13 protein-coding genes are annotated in these 18,158 nt (G+C 71.2%); 7 read left to right on the forward strand and 6 right to left on the reverse strand.

Annotation, left to right across the window (positions count from 1 at the left end; genetic code table 11):
• Positions 1-53: 53 nt before the first annotated feature.
• Genes ACIRQF_RS34755 through ACIRQF_RS34765 form a run of 3 tightly spaced genes read left to right on the forward strand, consistent with a single transcriptional unit; the run spans position 54 to position 3,134 of the window.
• A complete protein-coding gene (locus tag ACIRQF_RS34755; protein ID WP_389758480.1) occupies positions 54-986 on the forward strand; it encodes an ABC transporter permease in 933 nt (310 codons plus the stop codon).
• On the forward strand, positions 979-1,710 hold the full coding sequence (locus tag ACIRQF_RS34760) for an ABC transporter ATP-binding protein (protein ID WP_376637876.1): 732 nt from the start codon (positions 979-981) through the stop codon (positions 1,708-1,710). Before ACIRQF_RS34755 ends, ACIRQF_RS34760 begins: the two co-directional genes overlap by 8 nt.
• 26 nt (positions 1,711-1,736) lie before the next feature.
• Positions 1,737-3,134, forward strand: coding sequence for a glycosyltransferase 87 family protein (locus tag ACIRQF_RS34765; protein ID WP_404098585.1), 1,398 nt, complete (start codon positions 1,737-1,739; stop codon positions 3,132-3,134).
• 104 nt (positions 3,135-3,238) lie between these two features.
• Here the strand turns inward: ACIRQF_RS34765 and ACIRQF_RS34770 are convergent, their stop codons facing one another.
• On the reverse strand, positions 3,239-8,197 hold the full coding sequence (locus ACIRQF_RS34770) for an NAD-glutamate dehydrogenase (protein ID WP_404098588.1): 4,959 nt from the start codon (positions 8,195-8,197) through the stop codon (positions 3,239-3,241).
• A 380-nt stretch (positions 8,198-8,577) separates the two neighbouring features.
• On the opposite strand from ACIRQF_RS34770, the gene ACIRQF_RS34775 reads away from it, so the two are divergent.
• Positions 8,578-9,135 carry a DJ-1/PfpI family protein gene (locus tag ACIRQF_RS34775; protein WP_389758469.1) on the forward strand — a complete coding sequence of 186 codons (558 nt, stop codon included), beginning with the start codon at positions 8,578-8,580 and terminating at the stop codon, positions 9,133-9,135.
• 103 nt (positions 9,136-9,238) lie between these two features.
• Here ACIRQF_RS34775 and ACIRQF_RS34780 read toward each other — a convergent pair whose 3' ends face one another.
• Positions 9,239-9,898, reverse strand: a complete 660-nt coding sequence (locus ACIRQF_RS34780) for an HAD family hydrolase (RefSeq protein ID WP_376637880.1) — start codon at positions 9,896-9,898, stop codon at positions 9,239-9,241.
• Positions 9,899-9,946: 48 nt separating this feature from the next.
• On the reverse strand, positions 9,947-10,453 hold the full coding sequence (locus ACIRQF_RS34785; RefSeq protein ID WP_404098592.1) for a DUF6912 family protein: 507 nt from the start codon (positions 10,451-10,453) through the stop codon (positions 9,947-9,949).
• Positions 10,454-10,740: 287 nt separating this feature from the next.
• Here ACIRQF_RS34785 and ACIRQF_RS34790 point away from each other — a divergent pair, with 287 nt between their 5' ends.
• On the forward strand, positions 10,741-11,169 hold the full coding sequence (locus ACIRQF_RS34790; RefSeq protein WP_389758465.1) for an Rv3235 family protein: 429 nt from the start codon (positions 10,741-10,743) through the stop codon (positions 11,167-11,169).
• Between the two features lie 257 nt (positions 11,170-11,426).
• Here the strand turns inward: ACIRQF_RS34790 and secA are convergent, their stop codons facing one another.
• Positions 11,427-14,231 carry a preprotein translocase subunit SecA gene (gene secA, locus ACIRQF_RS34795; RefSeq protein ID WP_376637883.1) on the reverse strand — a complete coding sequence of 935 codons (2,805 nt, stop codon included), beginning with the start codon at positions 14,229-14,231 and terminating at the stop codon, positions 11,427-11,429.
• 253 nt (positions 14,232-14,484) lie between these two features.
• On the opposite strand from secA, the gene ACIRQF_RS34800 reads away from it, so the two are divergent.
• The gene (locus ACIRQF_RS34800) at positions 14,485-15,066 is read left to right on the forward strand and encodes a GNAT family N-acetyltransferase (protein ID WP_404098597.1); all 582 of its coding nucleotides are present in this window, start codon (positions 14,485-14,487) and stop codon (positions 15,064-15,066) included.
• Between the two features lie 66 nt (positions 15,067-15,132).
• Positions 15,133-16,296, forward strand: a complete 1,164-nt coding sequence (locus ACIRQF_RS34805; RefSeq protein ID WP_404098599.1) for a winged helix-turn-helix domain-containing protein — start codon at positions 15,133-15,135, stop codon at positions 16,294-16,296.
• Positions 16,297-16,357: 61 nt separating this feature from the next.
• On the opposite strand, the gene ACIRQF_RS34810 is transcribed toward ACIRQF_RS34805, so the two are convergent.
• A complete protein-coding gene (locus ACIRQF_RS34810) occupies positions 16,358-17,113 on the reverse strand; it encodes a response regulator (RefSeq protein WP_376637886.1) in 756 nt (251 codons plus the stop codon).
• Between the two features lie 235 nt (positions 17,114-17,348).
• A complete protein-coding gene (hpf, locus tag ACIRQF_RS34815) occupies positions 17,349-18,026 on the reverse strand; it encodes a ribosome hibernation-promoting factor, HPF/YfiA family (RefSeq protein ID WP_376637887.1) in 678 nt (225 codons plus the stop codon).
• Positions 18,027-18,158 lie beyond the last annotated feature (132 nt).

Genomic DNA, 18,158 nt, shown 5'->3' on the forward strand with positions numbered 1-18,158 from the left:
GCGACGATACGGACCCGTTCCAACGTACGGGCTCCACCGCCCCACCGAAGGCGATGCACGTGACGACCCAGACCCTCGCCCCACCGGAACGGCCCACGCCGCCGGCCCCGCCCTCCTCGGAGGAGCTGCGCGCCCTCGCCCTGCGCCACGGGCTCACCGTGAGCGGCGCACGCCCCTCGCTCCCCGTGTACGCGCGGCAGCTGTGGTCCCGGCGCGACTTCATCACCGCGTTCGCGACGGCCAAGCTGACCGCGCAGTACAGCCAGGCCCGGCTCGGCCAGCTCTGGCAGGTGATGAACCCGCTGCTCAACGCGGCCGTCTACTACGCGATCTTCGGCGTCCTGATGGACGTGCAGCGGGGCGTCCCGGACTACGTCCCGTTCCTGATCACGGGCGTCTTCGTGTGGACCTTCACCTCGCAGACGATCATGACCGGCACCCGCGCCATCAGCGGCAACCTGGGCCTGGTGCGCGCCCTGCACTTCCCGCGCGCGAGCCTGCCGATCGCGCTCGCGATCCAGCAGCTCCAGCAGCTGGTGTTCTCGCTGGGCGCGCTGGTCGCGATCCTCTTCTGCTTCGGCGAGTTCCCGCGCTGGAGCTGGCTGCTCGCGGTCCCCGCGCTGCTGCTCCAGACGCTCTTCGGCACCGGGCTCGCGATGGTGACGGCCCGGCTGGCCGCCCGGACACCCGACATCGCCCAGCTGATGCCGTTCGTGCTGCGCACCTGGATGTACGCCTCCGGCGTCATGTGGTCGATCGCGCACCTGACCCACGGCCGCGACCTGCCCCACGCGGTGATCGTGCTGCTCCGGGCGAACCCGGCCGCGGTCTACATCGACCTGATGCGTTTCGCGCTGGTCGAGAGCTTCACCGGCTCCCAGCTGCCGCCGCACGTGTGGGCGCTCGCGGCAGGCTGGGCGGCCCTGGCCTTCACCGGGGGCTTCGTCTACTTCTGGAAGGCAGAGGAGAGCTACGGCCGTGGCTGAGCGAGCGGAGCGGGAGCCCACCGTCGTCGCCGACGGCGTCCACGTCAGCTACACCGAGCGGGGCGGCAAGCAGAGCGTCCACGCGGTCAGGGGCGTCAGCTTCGCCGCGTACCGGGGCGAGGCGATCGGCCTGATCGGTTCGAACGGATCGGGGAAGTCCACCCTCCTGAAGGCCGTGGCCGGCCTGCTGCCCACCACCGCGGGCCGGGTCTACACCCGCGGCCGCCCCGCCCTGCTCGGCGTCGACGCGGCCCTCATGGGCGATCTGACGGGCGAGCGGAACGTCATCCTCGGCGGGCTCGCGATGGGCATGAGCCGCAGCGAGATCGCCGACCGCTACGCCGGGATCGTCGAGTTCTCCGGGATCAACGACAAGGACGACGAGGCCATCTCCCGGCCCATGCGCACGTACTCCTCCGGCATGGGGGCCCGTCTGCGCTTCTCCATCGCCGCCGCCCGCAGCCACGAGGTGCTGCTCATCGACGAGGCGCTGGCGACCGGCGACGCGTCCTTCCGGCGCCGCAGCCGGCGGCGGATCGACGAACTGCGCGCCGAGGCGGGCACGGTCTTCCTGGTCAGCCACTCGAACGCGACCGTCACCGAGACCTGCGACCGCGCCCTGTGGCTGGAATCCGGGACCCTGCGGATGGACGGGCCGGCGGACGAGGTGGTGGCGGCCTACGAACACTTCACCGGGACGGAGGCCAAGAGAAAGGGCAAATAGGGCATAGCGGTCTAGAGTGCGGAGGAATGACGACCGACCCGCCTCCGCACGAACCCGCCACCGGAAGCCCCTCCGGAGCCGCCGCCGGATCGGCCGCCGCCCCCGGAACCGCGACCGGCCGCCCCGGCGGACCGCCCGCAGGACCCGACGGCGCCGCCCGCTCCGGAGCGGCACCGCCCGCCCTCACCCGGTCCCCCTTCGAGTCGGAGACCTTCACCTCCGCCACCTTCGTGACCGTCGGACGCGGCCCGCTGCTTGCCCTCGGCGTCGTGTGGCTGCTCACCCGCGCCGGCATGCTCCTCCTGCTCGACCGCGACTCGCTCGGCATCGGCGGCGTAGCGAGCGAGGTCCACGTGCTCTACCGGTACTGGTACGGCCAGTTCGCGCAGGGCACCTTCCCGCCCGACGACGTCACCTGGCAGTACCCGCCGGGCGCCGGCCTGGTCATCATGGCGCCGGGAGCCCTGCCCTCGCTCACGTACTTCCAGGGCTTCGTCCTGCTCACCCTGCTCGCCGACCTGGCGGTCGTCGCGGCCCTGGCGCGCGCCGACAGCGCCCGGCTCACCCACGGCGCCTGGTACTGGGTGCTCGGGCTCCCGCTGCTCCTGCACATCCCGCTCGCCCGCTACGACGTGCAGACCACCGCGCTCGCCGTCCTCGCCCTGCTCGCCTTCAACGCCCGCTTCCCCGCCGTCCACCGGATCGGCGGAGTGCTCGCCGGCCTCGGCGCCATGGTCAAGGTCTGGCCCGCGCTCACGCTGATCGGCACCCCTCGGGGGCGCACCACCCGCGAGGCCTGGACCGCCGCCGCGGTCACCGCCGTGGCCCTCCTCGCCGCCCTGGCGCTGCTCTTCTCCGACTCCCTCGGCTTCCTGCGCCAGCAGGGCAGCCGCGGTGTCCAGATCGAGTCCCTCGGCGGCACCGGCCTCGCCCTCGCGAAGGCCACCGGCGCCTGGCCGGGCGGGGTGGAGTTCCGCTACGGCGCCTTCGAGTACGTCGGCCCGTACGTCTCCACCGTCGGGCACCTGGCCCTGCTGCTGACCACCCTGGCCTTCATCTGGCTGCTGCTGTGGCGCGTCCGGGCCCGCCGCTGGACCGCGGCCACCCCGCTCGACGCCGCCTTCGCCGCCGTCCTGCTCTTCACCGTCACCAGCCGGGTGATCAGCCCGCAGTACATGGTCTGGCTCCTCGGCCTGGCCGCCGTCTGCCTGACCTCCCGCAGCACGGTCATGCGCCCGGTCGCGCTGCTGCTCCTGCCCGCCGCGGCCCTGAGCGCCCTCGCGTACCCGGTGCTCTACGAAGACGTCGTCACCGGCACCTGGCCGGGCCTGGCCGTGATGGTGCTGCGCAACGCCCTCCTGCTCGCCGCGGCGGCCCTCGCCGCCCGGCGCCTGTGGACGTCCACGGTCGGCCCGGCCGCCTGACGGAGCCCGGGGACAAGGAACACGAGGCAGCGGAACGCGAGGAAATGGGGACGCCCCCGCCGGTCGTGAAGAACCGGCGGGGGCGTCCCCGCGTCGCCGAGCGATCAGCTGTGCGTACGGAGCAGCGAGCGCATCGTCCGCATGGCGACCGACAGGTTCGCCAGGTCGAAGTCGTCCGAGCCCTGGATCTCCTCCAGGGTCGTGCGCGCACGGCCCAGGATCGCCGCGTTCTCGGCCTCCCAGGCCTTGAACCGCTCCTCCGGGGTGGAGGTGCCGTTCCCGGCCGCGAGGACGTCCGAGGTGAGCGCCGCGTGCGCGGCGAACAGGTCCTCGCGGATCGAGGCCCGGGCCATCGACTGCCAGCGGTCGGCCCGCGGCAGCTCGATGATCCGGTCCATCAGGCTGGTGATCCGCAGCCGGTCGGCCAGGTCGTAGTAGACCTCGGCGACCGCCAGCGGGTCCTTGCCGGTGCGGTCCGCGATCGCGACGATGTCGAGCGTCGGGAAGGCCGAGGAGAACCCGGCGACCCGCAGCGCGAGCACCTCCGGGACGCCGACCGCGGTCAGCTCCGCGAGGATCGACTCGTACCACTCCAGGTCCGCGCCGCGCAGCAGCTGCGGCAGCTTCTCCCAGACCTGCCCGACCCGCTCCGAGAAGAACTCGATCGTCTCGCCGAGCTGGAGCGGCTGCGGGCGGTTGTTGAGCAGCCAGCGGGTGCCGCGCTCGACCAGGCGGCGCGAGTGCAGGCGCATCCGGGTCTGGAACTCGGCCGCGACCTTGTTGTCGAGGTCCTCGACGGCGTCCCAGACCTCGCCGAGGCGGAAGATCTCGCGGGCCGCGGTCTGCGCGCGGACGATCTCCTCGATCGACGCGCCCGACTCCTCGCGGAGGCGGTGCAGGAAGGTCGAGCCACCGGTGTTGACGGTGTCGTTGACCAGGACCGTGGTGATGATCTCGCGGCGCAGCGCGTGGTTGTCGACGGCGTCCGTGAACTGCTCGCGCAGCAGCGTCGGGAAGTACGCGTGGAGCAGCCCGCGCAGGTACGGGTCGTCCGGCAGCTCGGTGCCGATCAGCTCGTCGGCCACCGTGATCTTGGTGTACGCGAGCAGGACGGCGAGCTCCGGCTGGGACAGGCCGCGGCCGCTGTTCAGCAGCTCGCGGATCTGCCGGTCGTTGGGCAGGAACTCGAGCGAGCGGTCGAGCGCCCCGTCGCGGCCCAGGCGGCGCATGAAGCGCTGGTGGGCGTGGAGCAGGGACGGCGACTGGGCGACGGCGTTGGCCAGGGCCGTGTTCTGCGCGTAGTTGTTGCGCAGCACGAGCGCGCCGACCTCGTCGGTCATCTCGGCGAGGATCTTGTTGCGCTGCTTGACGGTCATGTCGCCCTCGGCGACGAGCCCGTTGAGCAGGATCTTGATGTTGACCTCGTGGTCGGAGGTGTCCACGCCGGCGCTGTTGTCGATGGCGTCGGTGTTGATCTTGCCGCCCTCGCCCTCGGGTCCGCCGGAGCGGGCGAACTCGATGCGGCCCAGCTGGGTCGCGCCGAGGTTGCCGCCCTCGCCGACGACCTTGGCGCGGACGTCCTGGCCGTCGACGCGGATGGCGTCGTTGGCCTTGTCGCCGACGTCGGCGTTCGACTCGGCCGAGGACTTCACGTACGTGCCGATGCCGCCGTTCCAGAGCAGGTCGACGGGCGACTGCAGGATCGCCTTCATCAGCTCGGCCGGGGTCAGCTTGGTGACGCCGGCCTCGATGCCGAGGGCGGCCCGCATGTGCGCGTTGACCGGGATCGACTTGGCGGTACGCGGGTGGATGCCGCCGCCCGCCGAGAGCAGCTCGGTGTTGTAGTCGGCCCAGGAGCTGCGCGGCAGCTCGAAGAGACGGCGGCGCTCGGCGTACGAGGAGGCCGCCTCCGGGTTCGGGTCGATGAAGATGTGGCGGTGGTCGAAGGCGGCGACGAGGCGGATGTGCTCGGAGAGCAGCATGCCGTTGCCGAAGACGTCGCCGGACATGTCGCCGACGCCGACGACGGTGAAGTCCTCGGTCTGGGTGTCGTGGCCCAGCTCGCGGAAGTGCCGCTTGACGGACTCCCAGGCGCCGCGGGCGGTGATGCCCATGCCCTTGTGGTCGTAGCCGGCCGAGCCGCCGGAGGCGAACGCGTCGCCCAGCCAGAAGCCGTAGGACTCGGCGACGCCGTTGGCGATGTCGGAGAAGGTCGCGGTGCCCTTGTCGGCGGCGACGACCAGGTAGGTGTCGTCCTCGTCGTGGCGGACCACGTCGACCGGGGGCACGACCTCGCCGGCGACCAGGTTGTCGGTGATGTCGAGGAGCGCGGAGATGAAGGTCTTGTACGAGGCGACGCCCTCGGCCATCCACGCGTCACGGTCGACCGACGGGTCCGGCAGCTGCTTGGCGACGAAGCCGCCCTTGGCGCCGACCGGCACGATGACGGTGTTCTTCACCATCTGCGCCTTGACCAGGCCGAGGATCTCCGTACGGAAGTCCTCCCGGCGGTCGGACCACCGCAGACCGCCTCGGGCGACCTTGCCGAAGCGCAGGTGGACGCCCTCGACGCGCGGCGAGTACACCCAGATCTCGAAGGCCGGGCGCGGGGCCGGCAGGTCCGGGATGGCCTGCGGGTCGAACTTCATCGACACGTAGGAGTGCGGCTTGCCGTCGGCGGCCTTCTGGAAGAAGTTCGTCCGCAGGGTGGCCTTGATGACGGTGAGGAAGGAACGCAGGATGCGGTCCTCGTCGAGGGAGGCGACCTGGTCGAGGGCGCCGTCCAGCTCCTCCAGGAGTCCGTCGATCAGCTCGGTGCCGGCGCGCTGCCGCTCCGGGGCCATGCGGGCCTCGAAGAGGTTGACCAGCAGCCGGGTGGTGTGGACGTTGTTGCGGAGGGTGTCCTCCATGTAGTCCTGGCTGAAGGTCGAACCGGCCTGGCGCAGGTACTTCGCGTAGGCGCGCAGCACCATCGCCTCGCGCCAGTTCAGCCCGGCGGACAGGACGAGCGAGTTGAAGTTGTCGTTCTCGGCCAGGCCGGTCCAGGTGGCCGAGAAGGCCTCCTGGAAGCGCTCGCGGGCGTCGTCGGCGAGGTAGTCGCCGCCGTTGCCGCCGGTCAGCGGCATCCGCAGGCCGAAGTCGTAGATCCACACGTGGGTGCGGTCGGAGCAGCGCAGCTCGTACGGGCGCTCGTCGGTGACCTCGACGCCGAGCCGGTTGAGGACCGGAAGGACGGCCGACAGCGAGATCTGCTCGCCCGTCTTGTAGATCTTGAAACGGCGCTCGCCGCTGCCGGAGGCGACCGGCTCGTACAGCGACAGCGCGAAGTCCTTGTCGCTGTCGGCCAGGGCCTCCAGGTGGCACAGGTCGGCGACGGCGGCGCGCGGCGAGTGGTCGGCCTTGTAGCCCTCGGGGAAGGCGTTGCCGTAGCGGCGCAGCAGCTCGGCGGCGCGCTCCTCGCCCAGCTCGGCGTTGAGCGCCTCGCCGAAGCCGTCGGCCCAGGAGCGGGCGGCGTCGGCCAGCCGGGACTCGATGCGGTCGACGTCGGCCTCGGTCAGCTTGGTGAGGACGGTGCCGGGCTCGACGCGGATGACGAAGTGCAGCCGGGAAAGGATCGACTCGGTGTTCCAGGCCGTGAAGTCGACCGAGGTGCCGTTCAGCTCCTCCTTCAGGAGGTCGATGATCCGCAGCCGGACGCGGGTGGTGTAGCGGTCGCGCGGCAGGTAGACGAGGGCCGAGTAGTAGCGGCCGTACTCGTCCTGGCGCAGGTAGAGGCGCAGACGCCGCCGCTCCTGCAGGTACAGGACGCTGGTGACGATGGACTGCAGCTCGTCGACCGGGGTCTGGAAGAGCTCGTCGCGCGGGTAGGTCTCCAGGATCTGGAGCAGGTCGCGGCCGTCGTGGCTGCTCGGCGCGAAGCCGGCGCCCTCGAGGACCTCCTGGACCTTGCGCTTGACGACGGGGACGCGGCGCACGGACTCGGTGTAGGCCGCCGAGGAGAACAGGCCGAGGAAGCGGCGCTCGCCCACGACGTTGCCGTCGGCGTCGAACTTCTTCACACCGACGTAGTCGAGGTACGAGGGCCGGTGCACGGTCGAGCGGCTGTTGGCCTTCGTCAGGATCAGCAGCTTGTGCTCGCGCGCCTTGGCGCGGGCGTCGGCGGGCAGCCGGCTGAAGGACGGCGAGACGGGGTGGGCGTGGTGGTCGTCGCCGCTGTGGTGCGGGTCGGAACGCAGGATGCCGAGGCCGGTGCCGGGGACGGCGGACAGGGCGTCACCGTTGACCAGCTCGTACTCGCGGTAGCCGAGGAAGGTGAAGTGGTCGTCGGCCAGCCAGCGCAGCAGCTCGCGGGCCTCCTCGACCTCGGTGGGCCGCAGGTCGGAGGCGGTGGGCTCGGCGGGCAGGCCCTCGGAGATGCGCAGCGCGGCGTCGCGCATCTTCTCCCAGTCCTCGACGGCCTCGCGGACGTCGGACAGGACGCGCAGCAGATCGGCGGTGATCTGCTTGAGGTCGGCCTTGTCGGTCTCGCGGTCGACCTCGACGTGGATCCAGGACTCGGTGAGCACGTCGTGGGGCAGCTCGCCCTTGGGCGCCTTGGCGAGCACCTCGATGAGCTTGCCGGTCAGGTCGCGGCGCACGGTGACCTGCGGGTGGATGACGACGTGGATGCCGCGCCCCTGGCGCGACAGCTCGTTCGTCACGGAGTCGACGAGGAACGGCATGTCGTCGGTGACCACCTCGACGACGGAGTGGCTGCAGGTCCAGCCGTTCTCCTCGACCGTCGGGGTGTGGACACGGACGTTCGCGGTGCCCTGCGGACGGTTCTCGGCGAGGCGGTAGTGCGAGAGCGCGGCGCCGAAGACGTCTTCCGGCTCGCGGCCGGTGAGGTCCTCCGGCGCCGTGTGCAGGTAGTAGCGCTGGAGGTAGTCGAGCAGGGTCGCGTGGTCCGGACGGTTCCCCTTCTCCGGCCCCGTCGGAAGTCGCCCCCCGGCCGGGCTGTTCTCAGCTACCCGGGCGGCCCGATCGAGCAGCTCGGCCTTGGCTTCGTCCAGCTTGGTCTGCATGTCCTCTGACTCCTGTCGCGCGCCGTTGCGTGACGTCGGTGGAAGAAAGGACACAACGCCACGACGCGGTGGTACCGGTCGCAAGAGACGTTATGCCGCGATGAGAGATGTCCGGGCGCTTCTCGGCCACCGGACGAGAGATCTCCGCGAACGCACCGTCGGCCCGGCCGCTGAGGCGTACCGGGCGGAGGCCGGGGGCTGCGTTGCCCCCTCGGCGTATCGCGCTGATCACGGGAAAAGCCTATCGCTGATGCCCCCCCGGCCGTCATGAGCCTTATGTGTACAAAAGCGGGACGGTAAGTTTGACGATCTGGACAGCGACGAATGGTTCTCCGGGGCACACGGCCACAGACGGATCCGACAGACCCGGGAGAGTCGCCATGGCGAAGATCTTGATCGTGACGGGAGACGCGGCGGAGTCGCTGGAGGTGATGTACCCGTACCAGCGCCTCCTGGAGGAGGGCTACGAGGTCGACATCGCGGCCCCGGCCCGCAAGCAGCTGCGCTTCGTCGTCCACGACTTCGAGCCCGGCTACGACACCTACACGGAGAAGCCGGGCTACACCTGGCCCGCCGACCTGGCCTTCTCGGAGGTCGACCCGGGCGACTACGTGGCCGTCGTCATCCCGGGCGGGCGGGCCCCGGAGTACCTGCGCAACGACCCGGAGCTCCGCAAGATCCTGAAGTCCTTCTTCGACGCGGACAAGCCCGTCGCCCAGATCTGTCACGGTCCCCTCCTCACGGCCGCCCTCGGCAGCCTGGAGGGCCGCCGCGTCACCGCGTACCCGGCCCTGGAGCTGGACATGCAGTCGGCGGGCGCGACGTTCCAGGACACGGCGGCGGTGGTCGACGGCCGGCTGGTCTCGTCCCGGGCCTGGCCGGACCACCCGACCTGGATGCGCGAGTTCCTGAGGGTCCTCCGCGAGGCGAAGGCCTGACCCGACCCGTCCGCCGCACCCCGGCCGCCGGGGTGCGGCGGCCGCAGGCCCCCGGCGCCGGGGTTCGCGGGCAGTCGTTGCCCTGCCGGGCGGACGCGAGGTCCTAGACCAGCTCGTCCGCGACGGCGACCGCCTCCGCGAGCGAGTCGACCACCGGCACCCCCACCCGCGCCAGCGACGCCCGGCTGTGCGAGCCCCCGGTGTAGAGCACCGCCTTCGCTCCCACGAAGCGCGCCGCGATCGCGTCGTCCGCCGCGTCGCCGATGACGACCACCCGCTCCGCCGGCACACCCTCCAGCGCCGCCAGGTGCCGCACCATGTGCCCGGACTTGCCGTCCGTGGACCGGTCGGTCCGCCCGTCGACCCGCACGAACCGCTCCTCGATCCCGTGCCGCCGCACGAGCGGTACGAGCTCCGTGTGCGGCGCGAGCGAGAGCAGCGACTGGGTGAACCCGGACGTCTGTCGCACGGCGAGCAGCTCCGCCGCGCCGGCGGTCAGCCCGCAGTCCTCGGCCTGCAGCCAGTAGTGGCGGTGGAAGGCGTCGTCCATGACGATCCACTCCGCGTCGGTGGGCAGCCGTCCCATCAGGCGCTCGTAGAACTTCGGCACCGGCACCGTGTACAGATCCCGGTACCGCTCCAGCGTGATCGGTTCGAGCCCCAGCTCGGCGAAGGCCGCGTTGGTGGCGCCGATGACCGCGCTGATGTCGTCGAGCAGAGTGCCGTTCCAGTCCCAGACCAGGTGCTTCGCGTGCTTCGCCATGGGAAGCACGGTACCGGCCGAACGGGTGGGGTCGGCGAGGCGGAGGCCTCAGCCGAGCAGGGCGGGGATCTCCTGCACGCCGTACCAGAGCAGCTCGTGGTCCTCGGCGCCGTCCACGACGAACCGGGCGTCGTCGTCGCCCTGGTCCGCCGCACCGAGCGCGTCGGCGGCCGCCGAGACGTCCGGCTCGGCGTCGTCGGCGTCGGCGTGCACGGCCGCGGCCTTGGCCAGCGGTACGGCGCCGGCGATCCGGACCTCGCCGAGCGAGCTCGCGTCCAGTCCGCGGTCGGGGTCGACGACGGCCTCCTTGTCGGCCACGTCCACGGCGACGACGACGCGCCGCCGGGTGGCCTCGGGGTCGCCGGCGAGCAGTCGGAGGGAGGCGGCGGCGGCACGGTTGAGCGCGGCGTACTCCAGCTCTTCGATGTCGTCGGAGACGTACCACTCGCGCAACGCGGGGGTGACGGCGTAGGCGGTGAGCGGGCCGGGACCGAGCTCGCCCGCCTTGTGCGCCTGTGCGAGACCGGGGAGGGTCAGGGGGACGTACACGCGCATGGCTGGCCGCTTTCGTAGTCGGAGACAGCCTCAGGATACGTGCGGAGTCCCCCTTCGGGGGCAGGTCCCCCCGCACCTCCCGGCGCCGTCGGCGCAGTCCCGGCGCGGCTCCCTCGTACGCCCGTGCACCCCTTTCCGGCGTCTGTCCCCCTGATAGGTGAATCGCCCTGCGTGACGGGCGGTCCGGGCGCCCGCCTTGCCGGTCCGTCCCGGGCCCCCGTAGAAGATCCCCAGCGAAGTTACCGCCCGGTACCGCCCATGTACCCAGCGCTACGAACGGGGATCCCATGACCACGCCCATGACCACGCGCCGGCCCGCCGCCCCACGCCGCCCCGCCGGCGCCGCCGGCACCCGTCCGGGAGGCCGTGCGGGCACCGCCCCGCGCCGGGTGCTGCCGGCCCACGTCGTGTTCGCGGAGCGCCTGCTGGCCGTCCTGAGCGGCGAGCGCCCGGTCCACTGGATGCTCGGCCACACCGTCGGCGAGGCGTACGAGCAGCTGGTCCACCTCGCCCCGGCGACGCCCTTCCGCTCCTCGGGCCCCCGCCCGGTCCTCCAGCGCTGCCACAGCCGCGTCCCGGCCGAGGACACCCTGGAGGCCTGCGCGACCGTCACCACGGGCGACCGGGTCCGCGCCATGGCCTTCCGCCTCGAACGCGGCCGGGACCGCCGCTGGCGCTGCGCGGCGGTGGAACTGGACGGCCTGCCGAACCCGTAGGGCCCACGGCCCCGCCGGGCGCCCCCGACCGGGGCATCGAGCCGGACATCGAGCCGGACAATCCCCGAAAGCACCCACCGCACCGCCCCGCGAAGGCACGGGACACCCTGACCGCGCGGCCGTCCGCGGGGGGCGCGCCCCGCCGCCGCGGCCGCACGCCCCGCGCACGCGAAAGGGCCGGTCGCCCGGCGACCGGCCCTTCCTCAGCGCTGTGGTGCTCCCAGCGCCTCACGCATGCTCACGCGGCCACTCGGCGGCTACTTCTTGCGCCGACGCCCGCCCGCGCTCTTCTGCGCCTTGCGGCGCTCCGCGCGGGTCATGCCGTCGCCGGAGGGGTCGCCGTCCGAGGCGAAGTCGCCCTCGACGACCGAGCCGTCACCGTCGACCTTCGGCGCGGAGAAGTGCAGGCGGTCCGGGCGCTGCGGGGCGTCCAGGCCCTTGGCGCGGATCTCCGGGCGGCCGGCGCCGGCCGGGACCGCGTCCTGCTTCTGCAGGGACGGGGAGTCCTGCACCGGGACCTCCTCGACCTGCTGCTCGACCTGGACCTCCAGGTTGAACAGGTAGCCGACGGACTCCTCCTTGATGCCCTCCATCATCGCGGAGAACATGTCGAAGCCCTCTCGCTGGTACTCGACCAGCGGGTCCTTCTGGGCCATCGCGCGCAGGCCGATGCCCTCCTGGAGGTAGTCCATCTCGTAGAGGTGCTCGCGCCACTTGCGGTCGAGGACCGAGAGGACGACGCGGCGCTCCAGCTCGCGCATGATCTCCGAGCCGAGCTGCTTCTCACGCTGGTCGTACTGCTCGTGGATGTCGTCCTTGACGGACTCGGCGATGAACTCGGCGGTGATCCCCGCGCGGTCGCCGGCGGCGTCCTCCAGCTCCTCGACGGTCACCTTCACCGGGTAGAGCTGCTTGAACGCGGTCCACAGCCGGTCCAGGTCCCACTCCTCGGCGAAGCCGTCGGCGGTCTCCTGGCGGATGTAGTCGTCGATGGTGTCGTCCATGAAGTGGCGCACCTGCTCGTGCAGGTCCTCGCCCTCCAGGACGCGGCGGCGCTCGCCGTAGATGACCTCGCGCTGGCGGTTGAGGACCTCGTCGTACTTCAGGACGTTCTTGCGCGTCTCGAAGTTCTGCGACTCGACCTGGCCCTGCGCGGAGGCGATGGCGCGGGTGACCATCTTGTTCTCGATCGGCACGTCGTCCGGCACGTTGGCCATGGCCATGACGCGCTCGACCATCTGCGCCTTGAAAAGGCGCATCAGGTCGTCGCCGAGCGACAGGTAGAAGCGGGACTCGCCCGGGTCGCCCTGACGGCCGGAGCGGCCGCGGAGCTGGTTGTCGATACGACGGGACTCGTGGCGCTCGGTGCCCAGGACGTAGAGGCCGCCGAGCTCCTTGACCTCCTCGAACTCCGCCTTCACGGCCTTCTCGGCGCGCTCCAGGGCGCCCGGGAGGGCCGCGGCCCACTCCTCGACGTGCTCGACCGGGTCGAGGCCCGCCTGGCGCAGCTCGGCCTCGGCGAGGTCGTCCGGGTTGCCGCCGAGCTTGATGTCCGTACCACGGCCGGCCATGTTCGTGGCGACGGTGACGGCGCCGCGGCGACCCGCCTGGGCGACGATCACGGCCTCGCGCTCGTGGTGCTTGGCGTTGAGCACCTCGTGCGGGATGCCGCGCTTGCTGAGCTGCTGCGACAGGTACTCGGACTTCTCGACCGAGGTGGTGCCGACGAGGACCGGCTGGCCCTTCTCGTGCTTCTCCGCGATGTCGTCGACGACGGCGGCGAACTTGGCGACCTCGGTCCGGTAGATCAGGTCCGGCTGGTCCTTGCGCTGCATGGGCTTGTTCGTCGGGATCGGGACGACGCCCAGCTTGTAGATCTGGTGGAACTCGGCCGCCTCGGTCATGGCCGTACCGGTCATGCCGGAGAGCTTGTCGTAGAGGCGGAAGAAGTTCTGGAGGGTGATCGTGGCGAGGGTCTGGTTCTCGTCCTTGATCTGCACGCCTTCCTTGGCCTCGATGGCCTGGTGCATGCCCTCGTTGTAGCGACGGCCGGCGAGGATACGGCCGGTGTGCTCGTCGACGATCATGACCTCGCCGTCGATGACGACGTAGTCCTTGTCCTTCTTGAACAGTTCCTTGGCCTTGATGGCGTTGTTCAGGTAACCGACGAGCGGGGTGTTCACCGACTCGTACAGGTTGTCGATGCCCAGCCAGTCCTCGACCTTGGCGACGCCGGACTCGTGGATGCCGACGGTGCGCTTCTTCTCGTCGACCTCGTAGTCGCCGGTCTCCTCGATGCCCTTGAGGGGGTTCCCCGGCTCGCCCTTGACGAGGCGGGTGACGAGCTTCGCGAAGTCGCCGTACCACTTGGTGGCCTGGTCCGCCGGACCGGAGATGATCAGCGGCGTACGGGCCTCGTCGACGAGGATCGAGTCGACCTCGTCGACACACGCGTAGTTGTGGCCGCGCTGGACGAGCTCGTCCTGGGACCACGCCATGTTGTCGCGCAGGTAGTCGAAGCCGAACTCGTTGTTCGTGCCGTACGTGATGTCGCACGCGTACTGCTCACGGCGCTGGGCCGGGGTCATGTTGGCCAGGATGCAGCCGACGCTCAGGCCCAGGAAGCGGTGGACGCGGCCCATCATCTCGGAGTCGCGCTCGGCCAGGTAGTCGTTCACCGTGATCAGGTGCACGCCCTTGCCGGACAGCGCGTTCAGATACGCCGGGAGGGTACCGACGAGGGTCTTGCCCTCACCGGTCTTCATCTCGGCCACGTAGCCGAGGTGGAGGGCCGCGCCGCCCATGATCTGAACGTCGTAGTGGCGCTGGCCGAGGACGCGCTTGGCGCCCTCACGGACGGTGGCGAACGCCTCCGGAAGCAGGTCGTCGAGGCTCTCGCCGTCGGCGTACCGCTGCTTGTACTCATCGGTGAGCGCCCGCAACTCGGCGTCGGAGAGGTTGACGAAATCCTCTTCGATGGAGTTGACCTGGTCCGCGATGCGGTGCAGTTTGCGCAGGATCTTGCCTTCGCCTGCACGCATGAGCTTGTTGAAGACGGACACTGAGGCTGGTCTCCTTGCCGGTCGGGCCTGGCACTGGGTCTTTGTCATGACTCGGGCGCGGGCACGGCAGGTGGTCCCCACCGCAACGGCCATCGTAAGCGAGACCGCCCTCACGAAGGGAGGCCCGCAGTGCCGGAGCTCCGTTCGCGCCCGTGACGCCTCCCGTGAAGAAAGAACGCACGAGGCCGCCGGAAGGTGCCGCCCCTCCCGAAAACCGTTCGCACGGGCCCGGGCGGGTCAGCAGAATTCCGTCATGGAGCCCATCACACTCACCACCGAGCGGCTGCGGCTGCGCCCCTTCACGGCGGCGGACGCCGACGCCGTGTACGAGGCCTGTCAGGACCCCGACATCCAGCGCTGGACCACCGTCCCCTCCCCGTACACGCGTGCGGACGCCGAGCTCTTCGTCACCCGCCTCGTGCCCGACGGCTGGCGGCAGGACGGCGAGTACGCCTTCGCCGTCGAGTCCCTGGGCGGCGGCCCGGTGCTCGCGGCCACCGGGCTGCACGCGCGCGGCCCGGGCGTCCGAGAGGTCGGCTTCTGGCTGTCCAGGGAGCACCGCGGCCGGGGCTACATGACGGAGGCCGTCGGCGCCGTCGCCCGCTGGGCCTTCTCCATCGGCGTCCACCGCCTGCTGTGGCGCGCCGAGGTCGGCAACGCCCCCTCGCGCGCGGTGGCCGAGCGGACCGGCTTCACCATCGAGGGCGTCGAGCGGGCCGGCCTGGTCCACCACGACACCGTCCGCGACTGCTGGCTCGGCTCGCTGCTCCCCTCCGACCTGGGGCTCCCCTCGCCGCTGCCGTACCTCCCGGCGAAGGCCACGACCGAGGCCTGAGCCCGCCGGGGCCCGCCCGCGAGCACGGGCCCGGCGGTGTCAGTGCCGCGCCCTAGGCTGCGGACCATGACGACCGCTCCGCGCCCCGCCGCCGAACTGTCCGCCGACGAAGCCCGCCGGATCGCCCTGCGGGCCCAGGGATTCCTCGGCGCCCCGGACCGCCGGGCCGGCGTCCGGGGCGTGCTGCGCCATCTCGGTCAGGTCCAGCTGGACACCATCTCGGTCCTGGCCCGCTCGCACGAGCTCATCCCGTACGCGCGGCTGGGCGCCGTCGGCCGCGGCACGGTCGAGGACGCCTACTGGACCGAGGGTCACGCCTTCGAGTACTGGTCGCACGCGGCCTGCATCCTGCCGGTCGAGGAGTGGCCGCTCTTCGCCTTCCGCCGCCGCGCCTACCGAGACCGCCCGCACTGGGGCCACCAGCTGTCGGACGGCGCCTACGAGGCGGTCATCGCCCAGCTCAGGGCGGAGGGGCCGCAGACCGCGACCGAGCTCGGCGGCGCCAAGAACAAGGGCGAGTGGTGGGACTGGTCCGACTCGAAGATCGCCGTCGAGCGGGCACTGATGTACGGCGAGGTGGTGGTCACCGAGCGGCGCGGCTGGAAGCGGGTGTACGACCTGGCCGAGCGCGCCGTCCCTGACGCGCTGCTGCACGACGACCTCGACGACACGGAGTGTCTGCGCCGGCTGGTCCGCCAGGCGGGGGAGGCGCTCGGCGTCGGCACCCGGGCGGACATCACCGACTACCACCGGATCAAGGCCGAGGCCTTCGACGCGGTGGTGGCGGACTCGGGCCTGGTCCCGGTGACGGTGGCGGGCTGGGGGAAGCCGGCCTGGGCCGATCCGGCGGCGCTGGCGACGGAGCCGCGCGGCCGGCACCGGACGACGCTGCTGTCGCCCTTCGACTCGCTGATCTGGGAGCGGGCCCGCACCGAGCGCATCTTCGGCTTCACGCACCGCCTTGAGGCCTACGTGCCCAAGCAGAAGCGGATCCACGGGTACTTCGCGATGCCCGTCCTGGCCGGCGGCCGGCTGGTCGGCCGGGTGGACCCGGCGCGCGACGGCCGCACCCTGGTCGCGCGGCAGGTGTCGCTCGAGGGCCCCAAGGCGGTGCCCGCGGTGGCGACCGCGCTGCGCGAGGCGGCCGCGTGGGTGGGCTGCGACGCGGTGGCGGTGGAGCGCGTGGACGCCCCGGAGCTCGCCCCGGACCTGGTGAAGGCCCTCGGCTGAGGTCGGCCCGGTCCCGGGTCCCCGCGGCCGGCGGAGGGGAGGGACATGAGGCGACGGCGGGTCAGCGGATCTCGAGGATCTTCTCCCGCATCGCGTAGACCACGGCCTCCATCCGGGAGTGCAGCTGCAGCTTCTCCAGGATGTTGCGGACGTGGTTCTTGACGGTGTTCTCGGAGATGAACAGCTCCTTGGCGATGTCCCGGTTGTTCATCCCGGTCGCGACGAGCTTGAGGACCTCCAGCTCGCGGTCGGTCAGCCGGGGTGCGGGCACCAGCCGGCGCTCGTCGGTGCGCTGGATCATCGACTTGAACTCGGTGAGGAGCTTCGACGCCATCGACGGGCTGATCTGCGACTGCCCGTCGGCGACCGCGCGGATCGCGGTGGCGACCTCGTCGGTGGAGATCTCCTTGAGGAGGTAGCCGGTCGCGCCCGCCTTGATCGCGTCGTAGAGGTCCGCCTCCTCGTCGCTGATCGTCAGCATGATGATCTTCGCGCTGGGGGCGACCTCCTTGATGGAGGTACAGGCCTCGATGCCGCCCCGCTTGGGCATCCGGACGTCCATGAGGACGATGTCGGGAAGCAGATCGGCGGCTTTGTCGACGGCCTCGGCGCCGTCACCCGCCTCGCCGACGACCTGGATGTCCTCTTCCTGCGCGAGGACGATCTCCAGACCGCGACGGAAAAGGGCGTGATCGTCCACGACAAGAACCCGGATCGGCTCGTCTCGTGACGAACCGTTGGCCGATTCCGACCCCTCCGAGTCCACCGGGCCGTGCCCGCCCCGCCCGCTGTGCACCGGCCCGAAGCCGTCCGCCATCGTTCCTCCCCCTGAAGGCCGTGGCCTGAAGTCGTCTTTTGATTGTGCTTTCGGTCCTCCAACCGCTGCTCGGGGAGCACCGGTTGGCGTGCACGCCATGATTTCATGCCGCGGCGGCCGCGCGGTGATCCCGTGGGCGCGTGGGGGCGCACAGGGGTGCCCCTGGGGGCGCGGGGGGCGCTCCAGGGGCACCGGGGTGTCGTGGTCTGCGGTGTCGTGTTCCTGCGGCCGAGGGTCAGCCGCCCAGCGCACCGCCCGCGCCTCCGCTCTCGGCGAGCGGGTCGCTCTCGAGGTGGATGACGCCGTAGTCGTAGGCGTGCCGCCGGTAGACGACACTCGGCTGCTTCGTGTCGGAGTCGACGAAGAGATAGAAATCGTGGCCGACCAGTTCCATCTCGTAGAGCGCCTGGTCGAGGGTCATGGGGGCGGCCTTGTGGGTCTTCTCCCGGACCACCAGGGGGCCTTCGCCCTGGACCTCGATCGAGCCCATCATCGTGGTCGGCACGTCGGGCTCGTCGGCGACCAGTTCGCCGTTTCCGTTGAGCTGGGCGACACCGGGCACGACGTCGGGGACCTCCGCGGCCGACAGCCTGCCGTTGCCCCTGCGGGTGAACCGCTTGTCGTGCTGCTTGCGCAGACGCGCTTCCAGCTTGCCGTGGGCGAGGTCGAGCGCTGCGTACGGGTCGCCTGCTGCCGCTTCCGCCCGGATCACCGGGCCTCGGGAATGGACGGTGATCTCCACGCGGTCGGACCGGTCGGCCTGCCGCGGATTGTGTTCCTTGGACACCTCGACGTCGAGGCTGATCACCTTGCCGTCGAGCTTCTGGATCTTCTCCAGGTTCAGCTTCTCGGCCACGTGCTTCCGGAAGCGCTCGGGCACCTCGGTCTTGCGGCCCTTGACGACGATGTCCACGCAGAACTCCGTTCCCGGATCGCTCGGTCCGGCTCCTTGGCCGGTGAGCATCTCCCTTTGCACCAGACTCCGGCGATTACCGGAGTCGTCGGACTTGGCGAACTGACCTCCTCCTCCCCCGTGATCAAGCTC

Source organism: Streptomyces sp. NPDC101191, assembly GCF_044767915.1.
In the GTDB taxonomy this organism is placed as follows: Bacteria; Actinomycetota; Actinomycetes; order Streptomycetales; family Streptomycetaceae; genus Streptomyces.